27 protein-coding genes are annotated in these 25,457 nt (G+C 70.8%); 17 read left to right on the top strand and 10 right to left on the bottom strand.

The annotated features are described in order from the left end of the window. Positions 1-155 precede the first annotated feature (155 nt). The 3 genes from ACF1FZ_RS03255 to ACF1FZ_RS03265 all read left to right on the top strand — a co-directional run bounded on the left by ACF1FZ_RS03255 (position 156) and on the right by ACF1FZ_RS03265 (position 3,298). Positions 156-1,049: an ROK family protein gene (locus ACF1FZ_RS03255; RefSeq protein WP_391771807.1), complete on the top strand. Its 894-nt coding sequence runs from the start codon at positions 156-158 to the stop codon at positions 1,047-1,049. Beyond that, entirely contained in the window at positions 1,049-2,203 is a 1,155-nt protein-coding gene (nagA, locus tag ACF1FZ_RS03260) for an N-acetylglucosamine-6-phosphate deacetylase (RefSeq protein WP_391771629.1), read from the top strand. Before ACF1FZ_RS03255 ends, nagA begins: the two co-directional genes overlap by 1 nt. 162 nt (positions 2,204-2,365) lie before the next feature. After that, a complete protein-coding gene (locus ACF1FZ_RS03265; RefSeq protein ID WP_391771630.1) occupies positions 2,366-3,298 on the top strand; it encodes a 1-phosphofructokinase family hexose kinase in 933 nt (310 codons plus the stop codon). 126 nt (positions 3,299-3,424) lie between these two features. Here the strand turns inward: ACF1FZ_RS03265 and ACF1FZ_RS03270 are convergent, their stop codons facing one another. Further along, on the bottom strand, positions 3,425-4,399 hold the full coding sequence (locus ACF1FZ_RS03270; protein WP_391771631.1) for a carbohydrate-binding protein: 975 nt from the start codon (positions 4,397-4,399) through the stop codon (positions 3,425-3,427). Positions 4,400-4,531: 132 nt separating this feature from the next. Beyond that, positions 4,532-6,184 (bottom strand): diguanylate cyclase CdgB, encoded by a 1,653-nt coding sequence (gene cdgB / locus ACF1FZ_RS03275; RefSeq protein ID WP_391771632.1) that lies wholly within the window; start codon positions 6,182-6,184, stop codon positions 4,532-4,534. A gap of 347 nt (positions 6,185-6,531) precedes the next feature. On the opposite strand from cdgB, the gene ACF1FZ_RS03280 reads away from it, so the two are divergent. Further along, complete coding sequence (locus tag ACF1FZ_RS03280) at positions 6,532-7,038, top strand: flavin reductase family protein (protein WP_391771633.1); 507 nt, start codon at positions 6,532-6,534, stop codon at positions 7,036-7,038. A 23-nt stretch (positions 7,039-7,061) separates the two neighbouring features. Here the strand turns inward: ACF1FZ_RS03280 and arfB are convergent, their stop codons facing one another. Next, a complete protein-coding gene (arfB, locus tag ACF1FZ_RS03285) occupies positions 7,062-7,496 on the bottom strand; it encodes an alternative ribosome rescue aminoacyl-tRNA hydrolase ArfB (RefSeq protein ID WP_391771634.1) in 435 nt (144 codons plus the stop codon). 172 nt (positions 7,497-7,668) lie between these two features. Here arfB and ACF1FZ_RS03290 point away from each other — a divergent pair, with 172 nt between their 5' ends. Beyond that, complete coding sequence (locus ACF1FZ_RS03290) at positions 7,669-8,244, top strand: TerD family protein (protein WP_391771635.1); 576 nt, start codon at positions 7,669-7,671, stop codon at positions 8,242-8,244. A 237-nt stretch (positions 8,245-8,481) separates the two neighbouring features. Here the strand turns inward: ACF1FZ_RS03290 and ACF1FZ_RS03295 are convergent, their stop codons facing one another. Further along, on the bottom strand, positions 8,482-9,039 hold the full coding sequence (locus tag ACF1FZ_RS03295) for a heme-binding protein (protein WP_391771636.1): 558 nt from the start codon (positions 9,037-9,039) through the stop codon (positions 8,482-8,484). Positions 9,040-9,212: 173 nt separating this feature from the next. Here ACF1FZ_RS03295 and ACF1FZ_RS03300 point away from each other — a divergent pair, with 173 nt between their 5' ends. The 3 genes from ACF1FZ_RS03300 to ACF1FZ_RS03310 all read left to right on the top strand — a co-directional run bounded on the left by ACF1FZ_RS03300 (position 9,213) and on the right by ACF1FZ_RS03310 (position 11,930). Then, positions 9,213-10,691, top strand: coding sequence for a sensor histidine kinase (locus ACF1FZ_RS03300; protein ID WP_391771808.1), 1,479 nt, complete (start codon positions 9,213-9,215; stop codon positions 10,689-10,691). Further along, positions 10,688-11,320, top strand: a complete 633-nt coding sequence (locus ACF1FZ_RS03305; RefSeq protein ID WP_391771637.1) for a response regulator — start codon at positions 10,688-10,690, stop codon at positions 11,318-11,320. The genes ACF1FZ_RS03300 and ACF1FZ_RS03305 overlap by 4 nt, the downstream gene beginning before the upstream one ends. A 112-nt stretch (positions 11,321-11,432) precedes the next feature. Beyond that, complete coding sequence (locus ACF1FZ_RS03310; RefSeq protein WP_391771638.1) at positions 11,433-11,930, top strand: hypothetical protein; 498 nt, start codon at positions 11,433-11,435, stop codon at positions 11,928-11,930. 23 nt (positions 11,931-11,953) lie between these two features. Here ACF1FZ_RS03310 and ACF1FZ_RS03315 read toward each other — a convergent pair whose 3' ends face one another. After that, positions 11,954-12,652: a pentapeptide repeat-containing protein gene (locus tag ACF1FZ_RS03315; protein WP_391771639.1), complete on the bottom strand. Its 699-nt coding sequence runs from the start codon at positions 12,650-12,652 to the stop codon at positions 11,954-11,956. Positions 12,653-12,661: 9 nt separating this feature from the next. On the opposite strand from ACF1FZ_RS03315, the gene ACF1FZ_RS03320 reads away from it, so the two are divergent. Further along, positions 12,662-12,898: a hypothetical protein gene (locus ACF1FZ_RS03320; RefSeq protein ID WP_391771640.1), complete on the top strand. Its 237-nt coding sequence runs from the start codon at positions 12,662-12,664 to the stop codon at positions 12,896-12,898. Between the two features lie 295 nt (positions 12,899-13,193). Here ACF1FZ_RS03320 and ACF1FZ_RS03325 read toward each other — a convergent pair whose 3' ends face one another. Further along, positions 13,194-13,670: a GNAT family N-acetyltransferase gene (locus tag ACF1FZ_RS03325; protein ID WP_391771641.1), complete on the bottom strand. Its 477-nt coding sequence runs from the start codon at positions 13,668-13,670 to the stop codon at positions 13,194-13,196. A gap of 38 nt (positions 13,671-13,708) precedes the next feature. Continuing rightward, on the bottom strand, positions 13,709-14,620 hold the full coding sequence (locus ACF1FZ_RS03330) for an aminoglycoside phosphotransferase family protein (RefSeq protein WP_391771642.1): 912 nt from the start codon (positions 14,618-14,620) through the stop codon (positions 13,709-13,711). Between the two features lie 63 nt (positions 14,621-14,683). Here ACF1FZ_RS03330 and ACF1FZ_RS03335 point away from each other — a divergent pair, with 63 nt between their 5' ends. From ACF1FZ_RS03335 to ACF1FZ_RS03345, 3 genes are all read left to right on the top strand, one after another. Next, positions 14,684-16,084, top strand: coding sequence for an NAD(P)/FAD-dependent oxidoreductase (locus ACF1FZ_RS03335; protein ID WP_391771643.1), 1,401 nt, complete (start codon positions 14,684-14,686; stop codon positions 16,082-16,084). A 131-nt stretch (positions 16,085-16,215) separates the two neighbouring features. Next, the gene (locus tag ACF1FZ_RS03340; RefSeq protein ID WP_391771644.1) at positions 16,216-16,623 is read left to right on the top strand and encodes a YciI family protein; all 408 of its coding nucleotides are present in this window, start codon (positions 16,216-16,218) and stop codon (positions 16,621-16,623) included. 8 nt (positions 16,624-16,631) lie between these two features. Then, positions 16,632-17,900 carry an RNA polymerase sigma factor gene (locus ACF1FZ_RS03345; RefSeq protein ID WP_391771809.1) on the top strand — a complete coding sequence of 423 codons (1,269 nt, stop codon included), beginning with the start codon at positions 16,632-16,634 and terminating at the stop codon, positions 17,898-17,900. Between the two features lie 356 nt (positions 17,901-18,256). On the opposite strand, the gene ACF1FZ_RS03350 is transcribed toward ACF1FZ_RS03345, so the two are convergent. Next, a complete protein-coding gene (locus tag ACF1FZ_RS03350; protein WP_391771645.1) occupies positions 18,257-18,481 on the bottom strand; it encodes a hypothetical protein in 225 nt (74 codons plus the stop codon). Positions 18,482-18,663: 182 nt separating this feature from the next. Further along, positions 18,664-19,359 carry a hypothetical protein gene (locus tag ACF1FZ_RS03355; RefSeq protein ID WP_391771646.1) on the bottom strand — a complete coding sequence of 232 codons (696 nt, stop codon included), beginning with the start codon at positions 19,357-19,359 and terminating at the stop codon, positions 18,664-18,666. Between the two features lie 338 nt (positions 19,360-19,697). On the opposite strand from ACF1FZ_RS03355, the gene ACF1FZ_RS03360 reads away from it, so the two are divergent. From ACF1FZ_RS03360 to ACF1FZ_RS03370, 3 genes are all read left to right on the top strand, one after another. Then, the gene (locus ACF1FZ_RS03360; protein ID WP_391771647.1) at positions 19,698-20,342 is read left to right on the top strand and encodes a hypothetical protein; all 645 of its coding nucleotides are present in this window, start codon (positions 19,698-19,700) and stop codon (positions 20,340-20,342) included. A gap of 65 nt (positions 20,343-20,407) precedes the next feature. Then, positions 20,408-21,841 carry a transcriptional regulator gene (locus ACF1FZ_RS03365; RefSeq protein WP_391771810.1) on the top strand — a complete coding sequence of 478 codons (1,434 nt, stop codon included), beginning with the start codon at positions 20,408-20,410 and terminating at the stop codon, positions 21,839-21,841. Then, on the top strand, positions 21,842-23,662 hold the full coding sequence (locus ACF1FZ_RS03370; RefSeq protein WP_391771648.1) for an SNF2-related protein: 1,821 nt from the start codon (positions 21,842-21,844) through the stop codon (positions 23,660-23,662). 29 nt (positions 23,663-23,691) lie between these two features. Here ACF1FZ_RS03370 and ACF1FZ_RS03375 read toward each other — a convergent pair whose 3' ends face one another. Further along, positions 23,692-23,880 (bottom strand): AbrB/MazE/SpoVT family DNA-binding domain-containing protein, encoded by a 189-nt coding sequence (locus tag ACF1FZ_RS03375; protein ID WP_391771649.1) that lies wholly within the window; start codon positions 23,878-23,880, stop codon positions 23,692-23,694. Between the two features lie 70 nt (positions 23,881-23,950). Here ACF1FZ_RS03375 and ACF1FZ_RS03380 point away from each other — a divergent pair, with 70 nt between their 5' ends. Together ACF1FZ_RS03380 and ACF1FZ_RS03385 are read left to right on the top strand one after the other, a co-directional pair. Then, a complete protein-coding gene (locus tag ACF1FZ_RS03380; RefSeq protein WP_391771650.1) occupies positions 23,951-24,904 on the top strand; it encodes a NaeI family type II restriction endonuclease in 954 nt (317 codons plus the stop codon). Beyond that, entirely contained in the window at positions 24,901-25,413 is a 513-nt protein-coding gene (locus ACF1FZ_RS03385; protein ID WP_391771651.1) for a very short patch repair endonuclease, read from the top strand. Before ACF1FZ_RS03380 ends, ACF1FZ_RS03385 begins: the two co-directional genes overlap by 4 nt. The last annotated feature ends 44 nt before the right edge of the window (positions 25,414-25,457 follow it).

A 25,457-nucleotide genomic window follows, 5' to 3' on the forward strand; every position in this document is an offset into this window, starting at 1 on the left:
GTCTACACCACCGGTGTATCGATTCGGCAATCTAGCAGGGCCGTTTTGTATGGGTACTCAACAAACCAGGATAGTGGACTAGACCTTTTAGGGGTCGTCGGGCGAAACTGTCTTCCGTGAGACACGTCATCGCCCTCGATGTGGGCGGCACAGGAATGAAGGCCGCTCTGGTCGGGGCCGACGGCACCCTGCTCCACGAGACGCGCCGGGCCACCGGCAGGCAACGCGGCGCCGCGGCCGTCGTGGAGACGATCCTGGGCTTCGCCTCGGATCTGTACGCCCACGGCGAGGAACACCTCGGCGAAGGCGCCGCCGCCGTGGGCGTCGCCGTGCCCGGGATCGTCGACGCGGAACGCGGGATCGCCGTCTACGCCTCCAATCTGGGCTGGCGCGACCTGCCTCTGCGGAAGCTGGTCGGCGAACGGCTCGGCGGCATACCGGTCGCACTCGGCCACGACGTGCGCACCGGCGGCCTCGCCGAAGGACGGCTCGGCGCCGGGCGGGGCACCGACCGCTTCATGTTCGTGCCGCTGGGCACCGGTATCGCCGGAGCCATCGGCATCGCGGGCACCATCGAGGCGGGCGCCCACGGCTACGCGGGCGAGATCGGTCACATCGTGGTCCGGCCGGACGGCCCGGACTGCGGCTGCGGGCAGCGCGGCTGCCTGGAGACCCTCGCCTCGGCCGCCGCGGTGTCCAGGGCCTGGGCCGCCGCGTCCGGCGACCCCGGTGCGGACGCCGCGGACTGCGCGAAAGCAGTGGCCTCGGGCGACCCGGAGGCCCGGCGCGTGTGGCAGGACGCGGTCGAGGCGCTGGCCGCCGGACTGGTCACCGCGCTCACCCTGCTGGATCCCCGCACGCTCATCATCGGTGGCGGTCTCGCCGAGGCGGGGGAAACCTTGTTCACACCACTGCGAGCGGCTGTCGAGGAACGGGTCACGTTCCAGAAGCTGCCTCACATCGTCCCGGCGGCCCTCGGGGACACCGCCGGATGCCTGGGCGCAGGGCTGCTCGCCTGGGATCTACTCTCCACGGAGGTATCCGCCTGATGGCCGGACGCGCAGACAGCATGGTCCTCGCAGGGGCCCGGGTGGTGCTTCCCACCGGCACCGTCGAGAACGGCCGGGTGATCGTCGAGGGCACCCGGATCGCCGGCAGCACGACGGACGACGCCCGGACCGTCGACCTTTCGGGCCACTGGGTGGTCCCCGGATTCGTGGACATGCACAACCACGGCGGCGGGGGCGCGTCCTTCGTCACCGGCAGCGCCGAGGAGGTCCTGGCCGGAGCGCGGACGCACCGCGAACACGGCACGACGACCATGGTCGCCTCCACCGTCACCGGCGACATGGACTCCCTGGCCCGCCAGGCCGGAATGCTCTCCGAACTGGTCGAGCAGGGCGAGTTCGCCGGCATCCACTTCGAGGGCCCCTTCATCTCCCCGTGCCGCAAGGGCGCCCACAGCGAGCAACTGCTCCGCGACCCCGACCCCGCCGAGGTGCGCAAGCTGCTCGACGCGGCCCGGGGCAGCGCCAGGATGGTCACCCTCGCCACCGAACTCCCGGGCGGCGTCGAGTCCGTACGGCTGCTCGCCGAACACGGGGTGATCGCCGCCGTCGGCCACACGGACGCCACGTACGAGCAGACCGTCGAGGCGATCGACGCGGGCGCCACCGTCGCCACGCACCTCTTCAACGCGATGCCGGCCATCGGCCACCGCGCCCCGGGGCCGGTCGCGGCCCTGCTGGAGGACGAGCGGGTCACCGTCGAGCTGATCAACGACGGGACGCACCTGCACCCGGCCGCCCTGGAGCTCGCCTACCACCACGCGGGCGCCGACCGGGTCGCCCTGATCACGGACGCCATGGACGCGGCCGGCGCGGGCGACGGCCTCTACGAGCTCGGACCGCTCGCCGTCGAGGTCAGGGACGGTGTCGCACGCCTGGTGGAGGGCGGCTCGATCGCGGGCTCCACCCTCACCCTGGACACCGCGTTCCGCAGGGCCGTCACGATCGACAGGATCCCCGTCGACGACGTCGTCCGGTCCATCTCCGCCAACCCCGCCCGCCTGCTCGGCCTGTACGACAGGGTCGGCTCGCTGGACCCGGGCAAGGACGCCGACCTGGTGGTCCTGGACGCGGACTTCGCCCTCAAGGGCGTCATGCGCCGGGGCGAATGGATCGTGGACCCCCTCACCGGATGAGAGCGGTCCTTCGCGGGCGGCCGGTCGAAGACGTAACGAAGAGACGGCGTTTCTCCCCTGGACCTGGGACGGCCGCCGCCTCTTTGGCATGATCACCGAGGAGAGCGCCGTGCGGAGACGGCGCACGGGAACGGGACCACCGGGGAACGGGGGCAGGCGCAGGTGATACTCACCGTCACGCTGAACACCGCACTCGACCTGACGTACACCGTCCCCGCCCTGGTCCCGCACGGCAGCCACCGCGTCCACGAGGTGACCGAACGCCCCGGCGGCAAGGGCGTCAACGTGGCCCGGGTGCTCTCCGCGCTCGGCCACGACACCGTCGTCACCGGCTTCACCGGCGGCGCCACCGGAGCCGTCCTGCGCGAGCTCCTCGGCGCGCTCCCCCACCGGCCCACCGACGCGCTCGTCACCGTCGCGGGCAACACCCGCCGCACGGTGGCCGTCGTCGACCGCTCCGGCGGCGGCACCACCCAGCTGAACGAGCCGGGCCCGCACATCGGCGCCGACGAATGGGCGTCCTTCCTCCGGACCTTCGGGGAACTGCTCCCCGGGGCCGAGGCCGTCGCCCTGTGCGGCAGTCTGCCTCCCGGCATCCACGTCGGCGCGTACGCGGAACTCGTGCGGCTCACCCGCGCCGCCGGCGTACCCGTCCTCCTGGACACCGACGGCGAACCCCTCCGCCGCGGCATCGCCGCCCGCCCCGACCTCGTCAAGCCGAACGCCGACGAGCTCGCCCGGCTCACCGGGGCCCGCGAGCCCCTGCGCGCCACCCGCGACGCCCGCCGCCGGGGCGCGCGAAGTGTCGTCGCCTCGCTGGGCGCGGACGGGCTCCTCGCCGTCACCCCCGACGGCATCTGGCGGGCGGCCCCGCCGTCCGCCGTGCGGGGCAACCCGACGGGCGCGGGCGACTCCGCCGTGGCCGGGCTGCTCTCCGCCCTCGCCGAAGGGCTGGGCTGGCCGGACCGGCTGGCCCGCGCGGTGGCCCTGTCCACGGCGACCGTGATGGCCCCGGCGGCCGGAGAGTTCGACCCCGCGGACTACGAGGACCTGCTGGCCCGCGTCACCGTCGAACAGCACGCGCCGGCAGCCTGAGAACACCCGGGCCCCACCTCTGCGGGCGGGAACACACGCCGTTCCCCCGGGGGTGCCCGCACACCGCCGCGTCCCGGCTCGCCGGGCGACGACCGGGACGCGGCGGTGCCGGGTTCCCGCGGCGGGCTAACTCTTGACGTGACCCGACTTCAGCGAGAGCTGATCGAGGTTCGCGTCACACGAGTCGCCCTCGTTGCACGACAGCATCAGCTTGTTCGACCCCTTCTCCAGCTGGACGTACGCGTACGTCCTCGTCCAGCCCTTCTCCAGGTCGCCCTCCGCGGCACGCGCGAAGTTCTTCATGTTGATGGAGCGGGGCGCCTCGTCGTTGACCGTGAGGGACGTCTTGGCGTCCCTGCCCGGCACGCCGTACGTCACGTACAGCGTGTACGGGCCGCTCTCCGGCACATCGACCGTCCAGGTGGCCGACCGGCCGACCTCGTTGAGGCTGATGTACTGGCCGTTGGCGCTCTTCGCGCCCTTGACCGTGTTGTCCAGCGAGGCCGTGCCCCCGAGCGTCAGCGTCGCCGCGTCCTGCTCGGGAAGGTCGACGGGCTCCTGGGACGGCTCCGTCGACTTCTCGGGCTTCGAGGACTCCTCGACCCCGTCGGCCGGACCCGCCGAGGAACCGGCCTCGGCCTTCTTTCCGTCGTTGTCGTCGCCCGTCATCAGTGCGACACCGATACCGACGAGCACCACCGCGACCACGGCGACGGCCGCGATCAGCAGCGCCTTCGTGTTGGGACCGCCACGGCCGGGACCGGCATTCCTGCCACCCCCGCCCGGCACCGACCCGTGCTGCGCGGTCACCGCGCCACCCGGATAGGTCTCCGGCGCCGCGTACTGCGGGTTCGGCCGGCCGTACTGCGGCGGCTGCTGGCCGTAGGCCGGCTGCGGCGGGACCTGCCCGTACTGGCGCTCGCCGACCGCCCGCACCTGGTTGTACGACGTTCTGGGCCTGCCGGGCTGCGCCGCCGGACCGGGGTAGCCGTAACCACCCTGCCCGGGTGGCTGTGCGCCTGCCGCCTGCCCGTCCGCGTACAGATAGCCGAACGGATCGTCGTCCTCGGGCTTGCTCGCGCCGTTGTTTCCGGCCGTCATCCCTGGGTCACTCCTCACCATGTCGCCAGCCGTCGCCGACCGGCCGAGCCTACCCCGAACGGAGCACGCGTCGAATTGCCTCCGGCCCCCCGGAAAACCGGGCGGTGTACGGGAACAGCCAGGGCGTTAACGTCAGCCTGCTCTGCGGTGAACCTTCGATCGGGACCGCTTCTCCACGTACATCCGCTGGTCGGCGGAGTGCAGGACCTCTTCGTCCGTCATGCCGCACTCGGCCCAGCCGATACCGAAACTCGCCCCGACCCTGACTGCCCGGCCGTCCACCCTGATGGGCGGAATGATGGCGTTACGCAAGCGTACGGCCAGATCCGCGGCATCTGCCGCCCCCAGGCCGTCCGCGAGGACGACGAATTCGTCACCCCCGAGCCGCGCGACGGTGTCACCGTCCCGTACGCAGGTCGTGAGGCGGCGGGCGACCTCGATGAGAACCGCGTCACCCGCGTGGTGCCCGAAGCGGTCGTTGATGGACTTGAAGCCGTCGAGGTCGCAGAAGAGCACCGCGAGCCCCTTGGTCCCGTCGTCGTGTTCCGGATCGGGCGCCTCGATGTGCACATGGTGGTCGTAGGGACCGACGCCCGGCGCGACCTCCCCTTCGTAGCCGTCCATCCGGTACCCCTGCGCCGAGCTCCCGACATCGCCGTACGCCGCGTCCAGCGCCTCGATCGCGGTGGAGGTGAGCGAGTGAGGCCTCTCACACAGGCGTGCGCTGAGCCGGGAGCGCAGCTCGGCACTGTTGGGCAGGCCGGTGAGCGCGTCGTGCGAGGCGCGGTGTGCGAGGTTCAGCTCGTTGCGCTTGCGCTCCTCGATGTCCTCGACATGGGTGAGCAGGAAGCGCGGGCCGTCCGTGGTGTCGGCGACGACGGAGTTGCGCAGCGAGACCCAGAGGTACGTGCCGTCCCTGCGCCCCAGCCGCAGCTCCGCCCGCCCGCCCTCGGCGGACGTGCGGAGCAGGGTGCCGATGTCCTCGGGATGGACGAGGTCGGCGAAGGAGTAACGGCGCAGGACCGAGGCCGGCCGCCCCAGGAGCCGGCAGAGCGCGTCGTTGGTGCGCAGCAGCCGCCCGTGCTGGTCACCGCCCATTTCGGCGATGGCCATGCCGCTGGGGGCGTACTCGAAGGCCTGGCGGAAGGATTCCTCGCTGGCGCGCAGCGCCTGCTGCTCGCGCTCGAGTCTGACGAGGGCGCGCTGCATATTTGCTCGGAGGCGAGCGTTACTGATCGCAATGGCCGCCTGGGAGGCGTACATCTGGAGGGCCTCACGGCCCCAGGCGCCGGGACGGCGGCCGTTGCGCGGCCTGTCGACCGAGAGGACCCCCAGGAGGTCCAGACCTCCACCGGAGGCGTACATGGGGGCGTAGAGGCGGTCCAGGGGATGCCACTCGTCCTCGAAACGGGGTTCCGGGCCCTCGGTGTGCCACTGCGGTACGTCGTCGTCGAGGAGCACCCAGCCCTCGGTGTGGGGTATGAACCGGAGCTCGTCCCAGGCCTCACCCATCGACAGCCTGCGCTCCCAGGACTCACGGGAGCCGACACGGCCGGTGATCAGGGCTTCCGCGGCGTTGTCGCCGGCGAACGCGGCGACCACGAGATCGCCGTCGGGACGGACGAGGTTCACACAGCCCAGCTCGTAACCGAGGCCGGTGACGATGCCGTCGGCCACGGACTGCAGCGTGTCCGCCAGGCTCCGCGCCGTGTTGAGATCAGCGACGGCCTGGTGCAACTGCCGCATGGTCGCAAGGCGGACGTACGGCTCCGACTCGGCCTCCATTGCTCGCACTCCCCGAGACCTCGACAGCAACTCCAGGTTTCATATCGACGTACTTGTTGCACTGTCACGGCCACTGAATCACAGTGAGCTGCGCACCCGGTACACAGGGTCAACAAATATCGCCCTCTGTGACTCAAGTCACAAGAGATGGCAAAGAACGCCCGAGACACCTCCAGGGGTTCCCGTTGTTTACCGAACGCAAATCGGGACGCATGGTCCCGGAGTCCTAGGACCCGGCTGGTCCCCTGGCCCGATGCGACGCCGGGCCCGGCGGCACTAGCGTGCCCGGTGTGCCCCAGACGACTCCTCCCGCCCCGCGCCCCGAAGCCGTCCTCCATGCTGAAGGGGTGAGCAACGACGAATTCCGTGCCGCCCTGTCCCGTCTGGCCGCGGGCGTGGTGCTGATCACCGCCCAGGAGCCGCCGCTCGACGAGCTCGGCCGGGGCGAGGACGTCGGGATGACCGCGACCGCCTTCATGTCGGTCTCCCTGGACCCGCCGCTGGTCATGGTGAGCCTGCGCAACGACTCACGGATGGACGACCTGCTGGCCGAACAGCCCCTGTGGGCGGTGTCGGTACTGACGGACGGCCAGCGGCACGTCGCCGGGCGGTTCGCCATGAAGGGACGGATCAGCGACCGGCTGCTGTTCGCGGACATCCCGTGCACACGGGGCGGGACCACGGGAGCCCCGCTGGTGGACGGGGCCCTGGCCACCCTGGAGTGCCGTACGGAGCAGCGCGTCGTGGCCGGGGACCACACGCTGGTGATCGGCCGGGTGCTGAAGGCGTCGCTGCCGAGCCCTGACGGCGAGCCCCTGACGTACTTCAAGGGCCGCTACCGGCAACTGGGCTGACCCGAGCCCTCCGCCCGGCACGCCTACCAGTCGCGGCCGGAGCGCCCGCGCTTCGTGTCGCCCCGCTGCTTCTTCTCCCGCAGCCGGCGCTCGTTGATGCCGCGCGGGATCTTCTTCTTGAGGCGCGGCCTGGGCGGCGGCGCCGTGGCCTCCGCCAGGAGGGCGGCGAGCCGCACGGCGGCCGTCTCACGGTTGCGCCACTGGGAGCGGTGGTCCGAGGCCCGTACGGACACGACACCGCCGACCAGCCGGCCCGACAGCCGCTCGAGCGCGCGGGCCTTCCACGCCTCGGGCAGGGATGAGGTCGCCGCGAGGTCGAAGCGGAGCTCCACCTGGGAGTCGCTCGTGTTGACGTGCTGCCCGCCGGGCCCGGAGGACCGCGAGAAACGCCACATGAGTTCGGCCTCCGGCAGGGAGACCGAACCGCGGATGACATAGGGCCCGGACATGACACCCATGTTCCCCGGCCCGCGGCCGGTCCGTCACCTTGTTTTGCGAGCGTTCGGCCAGAAGTTCGGCAAAGAAAGTAAAGCGAGCAGGAACCTCGTGGTCTCTTGTCTGCGTTAGGACGGGTGACGGTAGCTTTCGTGATGGCACGAAGCCCGCACATGACGAGGAAAGGGACTTCCCATGGCTGTAAGCCTGTCCAAGGGCGGCAACGTCTCGCTCACCAAGGAGGCCCCGGGCCTGACCGCCGTCACGGTCGGCCTCGGCTGGGACGTCCGCACCACCACCGGCACCGACTTCGACCTCGACGCCTCGGCGATCGCGGTCGACGCCGCCGGCAAGGTCTTCTCCGACGGCCACTTCGTCTTCTTCAACAACAAGGCGACGCCGGACCAGACCATCGTCCACACCGGTGACAACGTCACGGGCCAGGGCGAGGGCGACGACGAGCAGATCAACGTCAACCTCGCGGGCCTCCCGGCGGACATCGACAAGATCGTCTTCCCGGTCTCCATCTACGACGCCGAGGCCCGCAGCCAGAACTTCGGCCAGGTGCGGAACGCCTTCATCCGCATCATCAACCAGGCCGGCGGCACCGAGATCGCCCGCTACGACCTGAGCGAGGACGCCGCCACCGAGACCGCCATGGTCTTCGGCGAGCTCTACCGCAACGGCGCCGAGTGGAAGTTCCGCGCGGTCGGCCAGGGTTACGCCTCGGGCCTGCGTGGCATCGCCCAGGACTTCGGCGTCAACCTCTGACGTAGACGGCCTCCTCACGGGAGCCCCCGCCCGGCTCAGGCCGGCCGGGGGCTCCCGTGCGTTCGCGGTCCGGTCGCGTCGTCCGGCATCCGCCTCACCTAGCGGAGGCGCCGCCTGGACCGGTGTGAACGTCAAGCCACCCCGTCGAACCCGGGAGCCGGCCGGCCTCGGGCGGTGTGCCGGACCTCTCCGGGCCCGCGACCGGTTCCGGCCCCGGCCCCGGGGTCGCGCCGCCCGCTACCGGCCGAGAGCGGCGACGCCCGCCACGGCGAACTTCTCGTCCAGGGCGCCGCTCGGGGCGCCCGCCACACCGATACCCGCCACCGGGGCGCCCTTGACCTGCACGGGCGAGCCGCCCGCCAGGAACAGGGTGCCGGGGATATCCTTCAGGTTCGGTGCCTGCTCCAGGCGCTCGACCAGCTCCGAGGTGGGCGCGTTCCAGGAGACCGCGGTGTACGCCTTCTTCACGGCGGACTCGGGGGACTGCGGGCCCGCACCGTCACCGCGCAAGGTCACGACGGTGTTGCCGTTACGGTCGACGACGGCCACCGAGATGCGCTGGTTCTCCCTCTTCGCGGCGTCCAGAGCGGCCTGCGCCGCCTTGGTCGCGGCGGCGACGGTCAGGTGGGTGGACTGCTGGAGATTCCGGTCGGAGACGTCGGCCCTCACTGCGGCGGCGGGCGCGGCGGCCGGGGCGGACGCGTTCGCGGACATCGCGCCGAAGGTTCCGGCCCCCAGGGCGGCTGCGGCGACGGCACCGGCCAGGACACGGGTGCGCAGCGACATCTTCTTCATGTGGGACTCCTCGGGTGTTTTCGGTCCGGCCTCGAACCGTCTGGCTTCCGGTACCGATCCTCCGGCCGGATGCGGGCCCGCCCCGTCGGCGTACCGGCTGGAAGCCGCACCCGTGCCGGCTGACCGCCCCGTCAGCCGATCGGTTGATGCGGAGGTGGCCCCGGGGGGTGACCATGGGGTGTCCGCGCAGGTCAGCAACAGCGCGGGAGGCAACAGCGCGGCGATGCGGCAGCGCAGGTCCTGGTCGAGGAAGCGCGGGGTACGAGGTGCGGCGGAACGGAAGCGACCCGGACGCGGAGCGGACGGCGTCGACGGGCGCCACGGACCGGAAGGGCGCGGCCGACGGCCCGGACACCACCGGCCGGCAGGAGGCGGCGGGCTCCCCGGGCACCACCGGCGCCACGGACCGGAAGGGCGCGCCAGGTGACGACCCGGACGCCCGGTGGATGGCCCTCCTCATGCACGCGGCGTTCTTCCTGCTGCTCGGCGCCTCGCTCACGCGCTTCCTGATGCGCCATCCCGGCGAGACCCGGACCCCCTGGATCATCGCGCTGTCGGCCGTGCTCGCCGTGCTGTACCTCCTCGGCCCGGTGCTCGGCTCCCGTCCCACCCCCCGACGGCTGGCCTGGCTCGGCGTCCTCGTCGTGGTGTGGATGGTCCTGGTCGTCCTCGCGCCGAGCTTCGCGTGGTGCGCCGTCCCGCTCTTCTACACGGGCCTGGGAATCCTGCCGCCGCGCGCCGCCCTGGCGCTCGTGGCCCTGCTCACCGTCTTCGTCGTCGCCGCACAACTGCGGCTCGCCACGGGCTTCGACCCGAATCTCGTCCTGGCCCCGCCCGCGGTCGCCGCCGTCGCCACCGCCGTCTTCGTCCACATGCAGCGCCAGGCCGTACGCCAACGGGAGCTCGCCGCACATCAGCGCGAGCTGATCGACGACCTGCTGCGCACCCGGCGGGAACTGGCCGCGACCGAACGCCGCGCGGGGACGCTCGCCGAACGCCAGCGGCTTTCCATGGAGATCCACGACACCCTGGCCCAAGGCCTCTCCAGCCAGCAGATGCTGCTCCAGGCGGCCGACCGCTCCTGGGGCACCGATCCGGCCACCGCCCGGCGTCACGTCCTCACGGCGACCGGCATCGCGGAGCGCAGTCTCGCCGAGGCCCGCCGCTTCGTGCACGACCTCGCCCCGGCCGACCTGGCGGAGGGCGGCGGTCTGGAGGCGGCACTCCACACGCTCGCCGCCCGGGAGACCGCCCAGGCACGCGGCAGCCTCACCGTCCGCTGTCATGTCGAGGGTGACCCGGCCGCCCCGCTGCCCGACCGGGTGCAGTCGGCGCTGCTCCGCATCGCGCAGGGCGCCCTCGCCAACGTCACCGAGCACGCGGAGGCCACCGCCGCCGCGCTGACCCTGACCCACCTCGGTGACCGGGTCGTCCTCGACGTCGCCGACGACGGCCGGGGCTTCGGCCCCGGCCGGCCGGGGCCCCGCCCGCCCCAGGGCGTACGCGGCCACGGGCTGCCGGCGATGCGGGTCCGGGTCCAGCAGCTCGGCGGCACCCTGACCGTCGAATCGGCCCCGGGTGACGGCACGGTCCTGTCCGCCACCGTCCCCCTCCACTCCACCACCCGGCCCGCCTCGGAGGAACGCGCATGACTCCGCCCGTCCGCATCCTGCTCTGCGACGACCACACCGTCGTACGGGCCGGGCTGCTCGCCCTCCTCGGCGGGGAACCCGGCATCGAGGTCGTGGGCGAGGCGGGCAGCGGCGAGGAAGCCGTCGCCCTGGCCGCCCGGCTCGGCCCCGACGTCGTCCTGATGGACCTCCAGCTGGGCCCCGGCATCGACGGGGTCGAAGCCACCCGCCGCATCACAGCCGCCGGAGCGGGCACCGCCAACGTACTCGTCCTCACGACGTACGACACCGACGCCGACATCACCCGCGCCATCGAGGCGGGAGCCACCGGCTACCTGCTGAAGGCCGAACGCCCGGAGGAGCTCTTCTCCGCGATCCGCGCCGCCGCGCAGGGCCGCACCACGCTCTCCCCACCGGTCGCCAGCCGGGTCATGGCCCGGATGCGCAGCCCCCGGCCCACCCTGACCGACCGCGAACGAGACATCCTGGGCCAGCTCTCACGGGGCCTCGGCAACCGTGACATCGCGCGGGCCCTCTTCATCAGCGAGGCCACCGTCAAGACCCACCTGGGCCGGATCTACGACAAGCTCGGCGTGGAGACCCGGACGGGAGCGGTCGCCGTCGCCAAGGAACAACGGCTCCTCCCGTAGCCCCCCGGCCCCGCTCCCCTCCCCCCAGACGGTCGGCACCGCCCCCGCAGCCGACGGGACCCCGGAGCACCGGACGGCGCGGGACGCCCGCACGGCATGACACCATCGAACCGTGCTCGACATCGGCTACTCCCTCTCCCGGCGCTTCCCGGACCCCCCGCAGACCGACTACCGCCGCGCGGATGTCCACGCGCTGCGGCACGACCTGTTCTCCGGGGACGTCTACCTCGCCGACACCAAGGCCGACCGCGAAGTATCCACAGGCTGGGGCTGGGTGCCCGTACTCGACTTCGCCTGGGCGCTCTGCGACATCGTCGAACAGATCGACCGCGACCCCCGGGGCAACCGCTCGCACCGCCAGCAGTACGCCGAGCTGGACTTCACCGAATCGTCCGACCGGATGCTCTTCGAACGGCGCTTCGGCTGGGTGGACATCGAGGCCGACTGGATGCCCGGCGACGAACCCCCGCTCACCTTCAGCCACTCCCTGCTGCGCCGCGAGGCCCGCGACTTCCTGCACGACCTGATCGCCGACCTCGCCGACATGCACGAGGGTCTCGCCGACAATCCCGTCGTCTGGGACCTCCAGGCCCGCTTCCCCCGCCTCTGACGGCACCCGGAGACCCGCGACGCCTACGCCTCCACCCGCACCCCGATCTGCGCCGCGAACGCCGGAGCCAGCTCCATCAGCTGGGACGGGCTGATCACCGCCCCCGCGAGCCGCTCCACACCCCGTACGATGTCCAGCTCGGCGACCGACCGCAAATCGACGGACTCCATCCGCACAGAACTGAAGTCGGCACGCTTCAGCACACAGTCCCGGAACTCCACCCGCACCAGCTGCGCCTCACCGAAATCCGGCTCCGAGAGCACACACCCCTCGAACACGACGTCCTTCAGCCGCGCCTTGCGCAGATTCAGGTAATCGATCTTCCCGCCCCGCACGAGCACCCGCTCCAGCACCGCACCGTGCAGCTGCACCCCGCCCAGCCGCGCGTCCACGACCTCCACATCCCGCAGCGACGCCCCCGCGAGATCGGTGCCCACCCCCCGCACGCCCGTCAGCACCGAGTCGACGAACCTGGCCCGCGCCAGCTCCGCGCGGTCCAGGTCACAGCCGCGCAGCTCGCAGTCCATGAAGCGCGCCCCGGGCCCCGACGCGTCGGCCAGATCCGTCTCCTCGAACCGCACACCGTCGTAATCCCCGTCGGGCTCCAGACCCTCACCGTCGTACGCCACGAGCGAGGGCAACCGGACCTCCGGCCGCCGTGCCTCGGCCACCCCGTCCTTCGCACCCGCGCTCCTGCTGCTCCTGCCGCCTGTACGTGCCATGCCCCCAGCGTGGCGCACACCACCGGCATCACCCCCGGCCCGGCCCGGGCCCGGGATCCCGGCGTGCGCGTCGAAACCGCCGAACACATCGGCCCCGGGGACCTGACCGGTCTCCGGCCCAGCGCACCGGTGCTCGTCGCCAACCGGCTGGACTCCGCCCGCACCCTGCTGGAAGACCCCGCCCTGACCCCGGGACGGCGACCGGACCGCCCTGCTCGACCTCACCCTGCGGACCCGCCGCCGTGACCCGGCCCCGGCCCCGGCCCCGACGCCACCTGCTGGACCACACGCCTCACCGCCCAGGACCCGCCCCGCGCCCCGCCGGGCGAACAGTTCGTCGGACCCGGGCCCCCTCTCCCCGGCGCCCCGCGCGCCGACGTGATCCACCACGCCGAGCACCTGTTCGGGCTCGGCCACCCGGGCCGGCGCGACCGCACACCAGCGCCCGGAGAGCCCGCCCGACCGAGAAGTGGACGAAGCGGCACAAGGCCCCGGAAAGGCGCGGCATGACGGGCAAGCCGCCCTCGTACCGCGAGGGACCTCAGGAAGCCCCGAGTTCCGCCAGCGCCCCGTCCGTCAACCTGTACACCGTCCATCCGTCCTGCGGACGCGCACCCAGCGACTCGTAGAAAGCGATCGACGGGGCGTTCCAGTCCAGCACCGACCACTCCAGACGCCCGTAACCCCGCTCCGCACAGATCCGCGCCAGCTCCGTCAGCAACGCCTTCCCGTAGCCACCGCCGCGCCGCTCGGGACGCACGTACAGATCCTCCAGATACACGCCGTGCACCCCGCGCCACGTCGAGAAGTTGAGGAACCACAGGGCGAACCCGACCACCTCCCCGTCCTCGTCCGACACCGCCACATGCGCGTACGCGGCGGGGCGCTCGCCGAACAGCGCCTCACGCAACTGCTCCTCGGTCGCGTTCGCCTCGTCGAGCGCCTTCTCGTACTCGGCGAGCTCACGGACCATGGCGTGGATGGCAGGAACGTCTTCAACAGTGGCTGTACGAATCATGGGAGGCAGCCTAGACAGGCGGGCAGGCCCCCCGTCCTTCATCTCCGTCCCAGCAACTGCCGGGCGATCTCCGCGTGATCCGCCGCCAGTCGCCGCGCCCCGCCCCGGACCCCCCACAGCCCGTTCTGCAGCACCCGCCCCAACGTCCACGCCCGCGCACGCTCCCGGTCCAGCCCCAGCACCCCGGACAGCAGATCGAACCTCCACAACACCTCGGACGCGTCGAACCTGTTGTACAGCGCCGGGAACAGCTCGAACCCCGGATCGCCGCTCAACGGCTTCGGATCCAGCACGACCCACTCCCCCGCCCGGCCCTCCTCCGCGCGCCCGGCCAGGACGTTGCCGTCATGCAGGTCCCAGTGCAGCAACCGGTCCCCCGGCTCCCCCGCCACCTCCCGCACCGCAGCCGCACAGTCCAGCAGCAGCCGCCGCTCGTCCTCGTCCACCAGTCCCGCGGCGGCCCCGGGCGCCTCCTCCAGCATCCGGGCGGCAGCGTCCCCCAGCCGCCGCATCCCCGGCGGAGCCGGTACACGCACCAGCCGGGCCAGCGACCCGGCGAGCACCCGCACCGCCACCCGCGCATCCGCCACATCGGCCAACGGCCGCCGCTCGTCGAGTCGTTCCAGCAGCATCACCCCGGTCGCCGGGTCATGCTCCAGCAGGCCCACCACCCCCACCCCGGCCGCGCCCCAGACCCGTAGCGCGACCGGCTCCCCCACCGTCTCCTCATCCACCATCTGCAGCTTCAGCGCGGCCCGGCGGCCGTCCGCCTCCCGCACCACCGGAAGCACCAGCGCGCACACCCCGCTCATCGCGACCCCGTCGAGACGCAGCCCCCACCGCTCCAGGAAACTCCCGGCCAGCGCGGGCAACGCAACGGCGAACGCCCGCCCCTGCGCACCCTTGTGCTCGCTCAGGTTCACGACCAGGCCGCCCGGTACGTCGATCACCCCACGAGCGTAGAGGTAACGTCCCCCCAGCGACTGGGCCGCACACGGACAAGCAGGGGACACATGAGCACCGTCAGTACCGTCAACGGCGGCATTTCGTTCTGGTACGCGAAAGAAGGCACCCCCGCCCCACGCGAACCCCTGCCCGGCGACACCGGTGCCGACGTCTGCATCGTCGGCGGCGGTTACACCGGGCTCTGGACGGCGTACTACCTCAAGAAGGCCGCCCCCTTCCTCGACATCACCGTCCTGGAAGCCAAGTTCTGCGGCTACGGCGCCTCCGGCCGCAACGGCGGCTGGCTCTACAACGGCATCGCCGGCCGCAACCGCTACGCCCAACTGCACGGCCACGACGCCGCGGTCCGCCTCCAGCAGGCCATGAACGACACCGTCGGCGAGGTCATCCGCACCGCCGGCCACGAGAACATCGACGCCGACATCCACCACGGCGGCGTCCTCGAGGTCGCCCACACCCCCTCCCAGCTCGCCCGCCTCAAGGACTTCCACTCCGTGGAGATCGCCTTCGGCGAGACCGACCGCGTCCTGCGCGGCGCCCGCGAGACCGCCGAGCGCATCCGCGTCCGTGGGGCCGTCGGTTCCAGCTGGACCCCGCACGGCGCGCGCCTGCACCCCGCCAAACTGGTCAAGGGCCTCGCCGACACCGTGGAGGCCCTCGGCGTCACGATCCACGAGTCGACACCCGTCACCGAGATCAAGCCCAAGCACGCCGTCACCCCCTACGGCACGGTCCGCGCCCCCTACGTACTGCGCTGCACCGAGGGCTTCACCGCGGGCCTCAAGGGACACCGCCGCACCTGGCTCCCCATGAACTCCTCCATGATCGTCACCGAGCCCCTCCCCGAGTCCCTCTGGGACACCATCGGCTGGGACGGACGCGAAACCCTCGGCGACATGGCCCACGCCTACATGTACGCCCAGCGCACCGCCGACGACCGCATCGCCCTCGGCGGCCGCGGCGTCCCCTACCGCTACGGCTCCGCCACCGACAACGACGGGCGCACCCGGCCCGCCACCGTCGAAGCCCTGCGCGACCTGCTCGTCCGCTTCTTCCCCACCACCGCGGGCGCCCGCATCGACCACGCCTGGTCCGGCGTGCTCGGCGTCCCCCGCGACTGGTGCGCCACCGTCACCCTGGACCGCAGCACCGGCCTCGGCTGGGCCGGCGGCTACGTCGGCTCCGGCGTCGCCACCGCCAATCTCGCCGCCCGCACCCTGCGCGACCTGATCCAGCAGGACTCCGGCCAGGCCGGCCCCACCGAGCTGACCGCCCTCCCCTGGGTCAACCACAAGGTCCGCCGCTGGGAACCCGAACCCTTCCGCTGGCTCGGCGTCCACACCCTCCACGCCGCCTACCGCACCGCCGACCGCCGCGAATCCGCCTCACCCCACCTCGGCACCGACCGCCTCGCGAAGACGGCGGACCGCATCGCGGGGCGGCACTGACGAGGGGGCCGGCGCCGGAGGCGGACGCGGTTCCAAAAAATCCGGACGGCGATGTCGAGAACGCGCGTCCGGCTCCGTCCCCGGGGTGAACGCGACCACAATGGGCCGCACCCTCACCGAGGAGAACCACCATGGCCAAGTACCTGCTGCTGAAGCACTACCGCGGCGCCCCGGCCCCGGCCAACGACGTGCCGATGGACCGGTGGAGCCCGGAGGAGATCTCAGCACACATGCAGTACATGAACGACTTCGCGGCCCGCCTGGAGAAGACGGGCGAGTTCGTCGACGGTCAGGCGCTCGCCCCCGAGGGAGCATGGGTCCGCTACGACGGTGAGGGGCGCCCGCCGGTCACCGACGGACCGTTCGCGGAGACCAAGGACCTCATCGCCGGCTGGATGATCATCGACGTCGACAGCTACGAGCGCGCCGTCGAACTGGCCGGGGAGCTGTCGGCCGCCCCCGGAGCGGGCGGCAAGCCGATCCACGAATGGCTGGAGGTGCGCCCGTTCCTGACCGCGCCGCCCACCATCACGGAGTGACGTCACCGATGGACGAGCTCTCGCTCAGGAGCCTCGTGCCGAGCGTGATCGCTGTCCTCGTCCGCCGCGGAGCCGACTTCGCGTCGGCCGAGGACGCCGTCCAGGACGCGCTGGTGGAGGCCCTCGGGGCCCGGGCGGCCGGCCCTTCCCCGAACTCCCGGCCTCCCTCGGGCGGGGGAGAGCCCATCCGCGACCCCAAGGGCTGGCTGGTCACCGTGGCCTGGCGCAAGTTCCTCGACGCGGCGCGCGCCGACACCGCACGCCGCCGGCGCGAGGACCGTTTCGAGGACGAGCCGGCGCCCGGCCCGGCGCCCGCGGTGGACGACACACTCCGGCTCTACTTCCTGTGCGCCCACCCGTCCCTGACCCCGGCATCGGCGGTCGCGCTCACGCTGCGTGCCCTCGGCGGGCTGACCACCCGCCAGATCGCCCAGGCCTACCTGGTGCCCGAGGCGACCATGGCGCAGCGCATCAGCCGGGCCAAGCGCACCGTGGCCGGCACCGGCACCGGCACCTCCCCCGCCCGGGCGGAACCGGGAGCCCGGGGGCGTTTCGACCGGCCCGGCGACGTCGCCACCGTGCTGCGCGTCCTCTATCTCGTCTTCAACGAGGGCTACTCCGGTGACGTCGACCTCGCCGCCGAGGCCATCCGGCTCACCCGGCAGCTCGCGGCCGGCATCGACCACCCCGAGGTGTCCGGGCTGCTCGCCCTCATGCTGCTCCACCACGCCCGGCGTGCCTCCCGGACCGCGTCCGACGGCAGCCTGGTGCCGCTCGCCGAACAGGACCGCGGCCGATGGGACACGGAGCTGATCGCCGAAGGCGTCGGAATCCTCCAGGCGGCCCTCGCCCGAGACCGTCTGGGCGAGTTCCAGGCCCAGGCCGCCATCGCGGCACTCCACGCCGACGCGCCCACCGCCGGGGAGACGGACTGGGCACAGATCGTCGAGTGGTACGACGAGCTCACACGCCTGACCGACAGCCCGGTCGTCCGGCTCAACCGCGCGGTCGCCGTCGGGGAGGCCGAGGGACCGCGTGCCGGCCTGGCGGCGCTCGCGGCACTGGACACCTCCTCCCCGAACCCCCGGCGCCACTCGGGCGAGGCGCATCCCCTCCCCCGCCACGCCGCGGTGGCGGCGTACCTCCACGAGCGCGACGGCGACCTGGCGACGGCGGCCCGGCTGTACGCCGAGGCGGCCCACAAGGCGCCCAACCTCGCCGAACGCGACCACCTGACACGCCAGGCCGCCCGTCTCCACGCCCGCCGATGCCACTGACGGGCCGCACTCGGATTCCCCGCAGCGCCGGGCCTCCACCCGCAGGGCCCGCCCCCGGTGACGTCGACACAACCACCGGAACGAGGAAAGCCCAGCTCAGAGAACATCTGAGCTGGGCTTTCCGCTGAGCCCCCTGTCGGATTCGAACCGACGACCTACGCATTACAAGGGCCTGCACGATCGTGACGAACGATGCCGGCACATGCCGTTCGGTACCGTTTTCGCAGGTCACAGGCGGGCGGCACCCTCAACCGCATCACGGGGTGCCGCCTGCTTCCGTACCGTCCGCTCACGCAATGCTCACGTGATACCGGCTTGCCGGGCCTTGCAGCCAGAGGGTCGGCGGCGCGGCGGCGTCAGCGGATGAAGAACCGCGCCGCGATGACCTGGATCGCGATGGCGCCGCCGGCGTAGGCGGCACCCTTCAGCATCTGGACCGCGAGCGCCCAGCGGAGGAAGCGCAGCCGGCGCAGGATCTTGCGCCACGAGCACCAGACGGCACCACCACCGGTGCCGCCCTTGCGCATCCAGACAGCCTTGATCTTCCTGGCAACCCTGGCCAGGTAGGCCGTACAGTTCATTAGCGGGAACTCCTTCTTGTCTTCGATTCGAAGCAGGGCGTTTCCTGCAGGGGAGGTTGGACCACGGTTCGCAGCCTCTGGCCGGCCTTCCCTGCTCTGCCTGCACGGAGGCGCACGGGAGCAAGCGCTACATGAATTACGAGCGCCACTCAGCGCAGGAGCGCGCACAGAATACCCCGCCTTCACACCTTCGGGTAACACGGATGATCACCCGACTCCGCATTAAGGCACATGCTGGCAGCAAGCGTGATTTTTACGGGATCCCTGCCCGCATATTCCGCAGAACGCAGGATCACCTCCATTTCGGAACGCATTCGGACACGCCCCAGCGCGGCCACCAGTTCGCCGATTCCGTCCTCATCGAGACTCGCCCCCAAGCTCCACAGGGAGGCGGCCCGGTCGGCGAGGGAGAGTGCCGCCAGGCGGCCGGGAAGTGTCGAATCCTCCATACCCGTACTGCCGCTGTTGCGCCGGTCCCCCTTGTCGGCACGGCCGTCCACTTCGTTGCGCCGGTCCCCCTGGGGCGACTTCTGGCGGCAGGCGCATTCACCCGCGCAGCGGCGGCAAGACGCACTCCGCGCCGCCTGCAGGAGCCCCTCAAGGCGAGCAAGCACCTGACCAGTCCGGCCTTCTTCACCCACCCGTCCGTCCTGCACCAAAGGTCCGAGTGCGCGCGAGATTCCCGACCGAGGCAGCCTTCGCCCATGCAGCCAGTGCGAAAGCAAGGAAGAGGAGACGCCAAGAGCCCGAGCCTTCTCGGCCATGGTCGCTCCGGGGAGGACCTGGGGCAGCACCTCCTGGAAGGCGAGCGCGAAAGCCTTCACCTCCTCCGCAGCCTCGCCCACGCAGGAGCGTTTGATCGATCCGAGTGACGGCATGCAAAAGAGCCTCTCGCTCGCCAGAGATCAGCAGGGTTACGTGATCACCGGAAGCCTAGCCCCTCCCTGCGACACCAGGGGACGATCAGACGTTTTTACGTCGATGTATTAATGGAAGCGGTCAGAATGAATCCATAAATGCGCATTTAAGGGTCAAAACGGATCTTTACTTCAGCAAGAAATGTAAAGACATCGGAACTACTGGAGTAAGCGATGCCTCCCGTGCTAATAATGATCCGGAGCCGCAGCCTGAGACACATATCCAGGACTGCACCGGAACACTGCATGGAGCGGGGGGCACTGTGACGCCATCGTGGCGCGATGACAGCCTCGGAACGATGAAGCGGGTCGCCCTCTGGCTGGTCGCAGAGGTCGGCGAGGGAGAACCCTTTACCAAGGAGGCGCTACGCGAGGCGTTTCCCGGGGTGTCCCAAGTGGACCGGCGGATGCGGGACCTCCGGGACTTCGGGTGGCGTATCGACACCAACAGGGAGGACGCCAGCCTCGACTCGCACGAACAGCGTTTCGTGAAGCGCGGCGACCCCGTCTGGGAACCGGGCCGCGCCACCCGGAAGACCGGTACGACGGCCATCGGCGCGGGGCGCCGGCGCGAGGTGCTCCAACGGGATGGTTATATGTGCCGCTCCTGCGGGATCGCCCCAGGCGAGACCTATGCCGACACCTACGAAGCGGCTCAACTGGACATCGCACGTCGAGAGGTCCTGAAGCCCGACGGGACCAAGGCCACCGAGCTGATCACCGAGTGCAAGCGGTGCCGCATCGGCGGCAGGGAACTGGTCGCGGACCTCGACCGAGTCCTCAGGGAAGCCGCCGCACTCAGCTCTATCGAGCGCGAGGTACTGTCCGGCTGGATGGAAGCCGGCGAGCGGCGGTTCGGTCGGCTGGAACAGCTCTGGAGCGACTACCGGTCCCTGCCCGAGGAGTCGCGCACCCATCTGCGCAAAAAGCTCGGACTCGACTGAGTATCCGGCAGGTGCGGACAGTGGCCGAAGCAGGACGAACAGAAGCAGGAACGAGGACAGCGGAGATGGCAATGGAGTACGGACTGCCCCCGAGGGCAGAGGAAAACCGGTCCATCGTCCGGGGCCGGCTCGCCGAGAGCGCGGCCGGCAGCGGCACCCGCGAGACGTTCACCGTCGAGTGGCGGGGCAAGCCTGAGCACCTCGAAGTGATCGAGATGCAGGTCGGCGACCTGTACTACAACCCGGCGACCCATCGGATCCGTGCACAGGCCGGTCATGACCCCGAGAAGTCCGCAGCTCTCCAGGCCGATTCCTGGAGTACGGAGAGCCAGACCTACCTAGGCCGTCTGCTGCAAGTCGTCCCGCACGACCCGGCAAGGACCGACCCCGAGTTCGACGAGCTGCTCACCAGTCTGAAGGACTTCGGGCAGACCGATCCCGGATTGATCACCCACGAGGGCATCCTCGTCAACGGCAACACGCGGCGCGCCGCACTCCTGAAGCTCCACGGGCCCACCTACCCCATGCGCGTGGCCGTGCTGCCCCCTTCCTGCGACTGGCGGGACATCGCTGCCATCGAGCTCTCGCTGCAGTTGCGGAAAGAGCACCGGCGGGACTACTCGTACATCAACCGGCTGCTCGCCGTGGAGGAGCTGGTCGAACAAGGCACCCCGCTCGCGGCGATCGCCGCCACTTTCCGCACCACCGCTGCCCGGGTCCGGCAGGACCAGTGGGTGCTCTCCCTCATCCGCCAACTGGTCAAGCGCAGCGAGACTTCCGGAGAGCGGCTGTCGCTGGTCGCGTTCGAGGAACAGGCCGAGAAGTTCCGCGAGCTGCACCGCGCCTATGAGAAGCAGTACAGCGCCAACCCTGAGCGGGCAGATCTGCTGGTGGAGAACCGTCTGGCCGCCATGCTCCTGGGCTTCGCCAAGACGGACGTGCGCTTCATCGACGCCGCATTCCGTGACACGTATCTGTCCAAGACCCTGCCGGCGGGCATAGTCACCGCCTCCGCAACCGCAACCGCAACCGCCCAGGAAGGCGTCGCGATCCCTGGTCTAGGACGTGCGGTGCAAGGCCCCAGCCAGGCTGTCTCCGCGGCCAAGGCCCTGACGGATACCGTCCTCCACGCTCGGGTGGTCATCCAAGCCGGCAGCTCCGCGCCGGCGGAGGTAGTCACTGCAGCGCAAGACGAGGTCAAGCGCATGCACAAGGCGATGGATGAAGCCATCACCGACGCCGGCCGCGACGCCCGCATCACCAAGCGCAAGCAAGCTGCCCCAGCTCGCCTCGCCGACGCGAACCGCAGCATCGAGCAGTGCGTCACGGACCTCGTCCTCTCCCGCTCGCAGCGAAGCCTCGACGAGGAAGCCTTCGACGACGCCATCGTCGAACTGCGGAAGAGACTGGAGAAGCTCGCGATCGAAGCCCGCCGGACTGTCGGCGAACCCGGCGACGGCCTGTCGTGGCTCCTCGATGCCACAGGAAAGGCACGCTGAGTGGGTAATCAGCCCAGTCTGGTGATCGGCTTCGACACCACTCGCACCCAAGCGGCACTCAGGACCGTTCCCGAGTGCCGCGGCGAGTTGGGACAGATGATCGCCAGCTTCCCCGGTGGCCGGATGACCGACCGCCTCTCCGCCGCTGTCCCTATCGACAGCTTCCTGGCCAGTCTCGGCTCCCTAGCGGCATGGCCGCAGCCCGAGAGCGTGGTCTGGGAGGACGACTTCCGCGCCCTTGTCAGCGAGATGCTCGACACCGCGGAGACGGCGGACCGGTTGCTGAACGGCACACCGGGCGAGGAGAGCGTCGCCCCGGAAGAGGTGCCAACCCTGCTGGGCGATGCTTGGACGGGGCCCCTCACCCCCTTCCAGCTCCGGGACATCGCCCGGCTGCTCTCGGTCGGCCACGGGGCCAACTTCAGCGTGCCCGGTGCCGGCAAGACCCGCGTCTCCCTGGCCGTGTTCTCGGCCCTGCGGGAGCGGGGGGCGGTCAACCGCATCCTGGTGGTCAGCCCCAAGTCGGCCTATGAGGCGTGGCAACTGGAGGCGCGAGAGTGCTTCTCCTCGCCTCTGGACGTACAGGTACTCGGCAAGTCGGTGCCTCCGTCAGCAGACATCCTCCTCCTCAACTACGAGCGGCTCGACCGGGCGCTCGCCGGCCTGTCGCAGTGGTTGAAAGCAGCCCCGGCCATGCTCATCCTCGACGAGGCCCACCGTATGAAGCTCGGCGGCGCGGGCGTCTACGGCGCGGCCTGCATGGCGCTGGGGCCGCTCAGCCGCGTGCGCATGATCCTCAGCGGTACCCCGGCGCCGAACGGGGCGAAGGACCTGGAGAACCTGCTCTCCTTCGTCTGGCCCGGCCACGGGCGGCGCGTGGTCACCCAGGCCGTAGACGGTGGCGACCTAGCCCATGCAAGCCAGGTGCTGCGTCCCCTCTACACCCGGACAACCAAGGCAGAGCTGGGGCTGCCTCCTGTCGACCTGCGCGTCCGCCCTCTCCGCATGCCTCCCCTGCACCGAGAGATCTACGACGCCTTGATCGGCAAGTTCTCTCCGCGCGCAGCAGCCGACCGAGGCGATCTCGAGGCACTCGGCAAGGCAGTCCTGCGTCTGCTCATGGCCGCGACCAGTCCGGCGCTCCTCGTCGGCGGCTCGACCCGCTACGAGCCGCTGAGCTTCCGTGTCCCGCCTTTGGATGTTCCGGAGGGGGACTCGCTGGCGGCCCTCCTCCGCAAGCTCCCCGATTACGAACTGCCGCCCAAGTACACGGAGACGCTGTCCATCGTCTCCGCCAATGCCGCGGCAGGCCGGAAGACCCTGGTGTGGACGGGCTTCGTCCGGAGCATCACGTCATTGCAAGCACTGCTCGCACCGTTCCAGCCCGCCGCAGTGCACGGGGGTACTCCCGACCGGGAGGAGGAGCTGCGCCGCTTCCGCGAGGACCCGGATTGCAGCGTCCTCATCTCCAACCCGGCGACCCTGGGTGAGGGCATCAGCCTCCACCAGGTCTGCCATGACGCCGTGTACGTCGACCGCGACTTCCAGGCAGGCCGGTTCCTCCAGAGCCTGGACCGCATCCATCGCCTGGGCCTCGCCCCGGATACGGAGACGCGGGTCACCGTCCTCACCTCGGTGGGAAGTGTCGATGATGTCGTCTCGATGCGGCTCGCCGAGAAGCTGGAGTTCATGGGCAGCATCCTCGACGACCCCGAGGTGCAGCAGCTCGCCGACCCGGAGGACGAGGCCCCGATGGCAGCAGGGATGAACTCGGCCGACGTCCAGGCGCTGCTGGAACACCTCAAGGAGCGCCCGGCGTAGCGGGCGCCACCAGCCCCCTCCGGTGCTCGTCAAAGCGCGCCCTCGCCGAGGAGCCGCTCGATGGCGTCCGCTTCCCGCTGCAGCACGATGCGCCCGTCGCCGTCGCTGAAAGCGAGGAGGCGGCTGCCTGCATCGAGCCCCGCCTCCGCTAGGAGTCCGAGAGGGAGTACGAGCTGCCCGTCGTCGCCGACCAGGAGTTCTGCTGGTTCGCGTATCACGCCCAGCAGTCTGCCAGCACCGTCCCGCAACCGACTGCCCCAGCACATCCTCTGCCGATAGAGTCCCGCTGTGGACGGCGAAACGATCAGCGTGCAGGCGCCCCTGTGGCCAGTTGGTGAGAGCGACGACCCTGCCTTGGAGGCGGTGGCCGAGGAGATCCTTCGCGCGGACCCGGACGGCAGCCGGTTCGCCGGCGCGGTCCGCCGCAGCATCGACATGCTGCTGGACGGCCAGCACACCGGGCGCTTCCGCTGGGACCAGCTCTTCAAGACCGAGAAGGCCCACCTGGGGACCCTCATCGAGATCAACGTGCAGCGCGAATTCGGCTTCGCGGACGGCGCCAGCATGGACTACTCGATCGCCGGGTCGGACGTCGACTGCAAGTACTCCCAGACCCTCGGCCAGTGGATGATCCCGCCCGAAGCCCACGGGCACCTGCTGCTCGTCGTCTGGGCCAGCGACGAGCAGTCCCAGTGGTCGGTGGGACTCGTACGGGCACTGCCCGAGCGGCTCAACAACGGCGGCAACCGCGACGCGAAGAAAACACTGAACTCGGCCGGCCGGGGCGCAGTGCGTTGGCTGTTCCGCGATGCGCCCCTCCAGGAGAACATGCTGCTGCGCCTCTCCCAGGCGGACATCACAGCTGTCTTCTCCCACAAGAGCGGCCAACGCCGCGTGGACGAACTGTTCGTCCGAGCGCAGGGGCGCAGGGTCAGCCGCAATGTCGTTGCTACGGTGGCTATGCAGGAGGACTACATGAAGCGCGTCCGCTACAACGGCGGATCGCGCTCCAGGCTCCAGCCCCGCGGGATAGTGATCTTGGGTCACTACAGCCGCCATGGGCGCATCGCCGAAGTCCTGGGGCTGCCGGTTCCGGGCCCTGGTGAATCCGTCAGTGCCCGCCTGGCCCTTGCACGGGCCTGTCACGCAGGGGCACCGACAGTAGAGCTGGACGAACAGAAGTGGGTCCTGGCCACGGCCGACGACCCCGAAGAAGAAGTACCGAGACTGCCGGAAATATGAACGGTCACAGCAAGCCCAGCACAGTGCCGGAGTCGGGGCCCCAGACAGGCCCATGGGTCCCACCCGAGGGATCGTGGGCCTCGTCAGCCGCGAACCGGCGCAGCATGCTGGGCAACCGGAGCCGCGACACGGCTCCAGAACTACTGCTGCGGTCACTCGTCCACGCAGCGGGGCTGCGCTACCGGGTGGCGGCCAAGCCCTTGCCCAAGATGCGGCGCACAGCTGACATGGTCTTCCGCCCGGTAAAGGTGGCTGTGTTCATCGACGGGTGTTTTTGGCACGGCTGCCCTGCCCACTTCGTCATGCCGAAGACCAACCGTCCGTACTGGGAAGACAAGATCGGGCGGAACGTCCAGCGCGACCGGGACACCGACCAGCGCCTGGCCGACGAGGGCTGGCTCGTGTTGCGCTTCTGGGAACACCTCGATCCCGAGGCGTGCGCCGACACCGTAATCGACGCGGTGAGGTCTCGGCGGCAGGCGGCAGCGGGGTCGCGGCGGCCCCATTAGGCCCCGCGAACACCGTACCCCGCTTTCAAGTACACCCTCAGCGG

Origin of the sequence: Streptomyces sp. NPDC014623 (genome assembly GCF_043088245.1) — a bacterium.
Lineage (GTDB): Bacteria > Actinomycetota > Actinomycetes > Streptomycetales > Streptomycetaceae > Streptomyces.

Bases quoted from the DNA above. Each gene is read 5' to 3' on its own strand.
- ACF1FZ_RS03315 (WP_391771639.1), bottom strand. From the start codon at position 12,652: ATGGCACGTACAGGCGGCAGGAGCAGCAGGAGCGCGGGTGCGAAGGAC.
- ACF1FZ_RS03295 (WP_391771636.1), bottom strand. From the start codon at position 9,039: ATGAAGAAGATGTCGCTGCGCACCCGTGTCCTGGCCGGTGCCGTCGCC.
- ACF1FZ_RS03385 (WP_391771651.1), top strand. From the start codon at position 24,901: ATGAACGGTCACAGCAAGCCCAGCACAGTGCCGGAGTCGGGGCCCCAG.
- ACF1FZ_RS03290 (WP_391771635.1), top strand. From the start codon at position 7,669: ATGGCTGTAAGCCTGTCCAAGGGCGGCAACGTCTCGCTCACCAAGGAG.
- arfB (WP_391771634.1), bottom strand. From the start codon at position 7,496: ATGGGTGTCATGTCCGGGCCCTATGTCATCCGCGGTTCGGTCTCCCTG.
- ACF1FZ_RS03270 (WP_391771631.1), bottom strand. From the start codon at position 4,399: ATGACGGCCGGAAACAACGGCGCGAGCAAGCCCGAGGACGACGATCCG.
- ACF1FZ_RS03300 (WP_391771808.1), top strand. From the start codon at position 9,213: ATGGGGTGTCCGCGCAGGTCAGCAACAGCGCGGGAGGCAACAGCGCGG.
- ACF1FZ_RS03355 (WP_391771646.1), bottom strand. From the start codon at position 19,359: ATGCCGTCACTCGGATCGATCAAACGCTCCTGCGTGGGCGAGGCTGCG.
- ACF1FZ_RS03345 (WP_391771809.1), top strand. From the start codon at position 16,632: ATGGACGAGCTCTCGCTCAGGAGCCTCGTGCCGAGCGTGATCGCTGTC.
- nagA (WP_391771629.1), top strand. From the start codon at position 1,049: ATGGCCGGACGCGCAGACAGCATGGTCCTCGCAGGGGCCCGGGTGGTG.
- ACF1FZ_RS03350 (WP_391771645.1), bottom strand. From the start codon at position 18,481: ATGAACTGTACGGCCTACCTGGCCAGGGTTGCCAGGAAGATCAAGGCT.
- ACF1FZ_RS03340 (WP_391771644.1), top strand. From the start codon at position 16,216: ATGGCCAAGTACCTGCTGCTGAAGCACTACCGCGGCGCCCCGGCCCCG.
- ACF1FZ_RS03335 (WP_391771643.1), top strand. From the start codon at position 14,684: ATGAGCACCGTCAGTACCGTCAACGGCGGCATTTCGTTCTGGTACGCG.
- ACF1FZ_RS03255 (WP_391771807.1), top strand. From the start codon at position 156: ATGAAGGCCGCTCTGGTCGGGGCCGACGGCACCCTGCTCCACGAGACG.
- ACF1FZ_RS03325 (WP_391771641.1), bottom strand. From the start codon at position 13,670: ATGATTCGTACAGCCACTGTTGAAGACGTTCCTGCCATCCACGCCATG.
- ACF1FZ_RS03360 (WP_391771647.1), top strand. From the start codon at position 19,698: ATGAAGCGGGTCGCCCTCTGGCTGGTCGCAGAGGTCGGCGAGGGAGAA.
- ACF1FZ_RS03365 (WP_391771810.1), top strand. From the start codon at position 20,408: ATGGCAATGGAGTACGGACTGCCCCCGAGGGCAGAGGAAAACCGGTCC.
- cdgB (WP_391771632.1), bottom strand. From the start codon at position 6,184: ATGGAGGCCGAGTCGGAGCCGTACGTCCGCCTTGCGACCATGCGGCAG.
- ACF1FZ_RS03305 (WP_391771637.1), top strand. From the start codon at position 10,688: ATGACTCCGCCCGTCCGCATCCTGCTCTGCGACGACCACACCGTCGTA.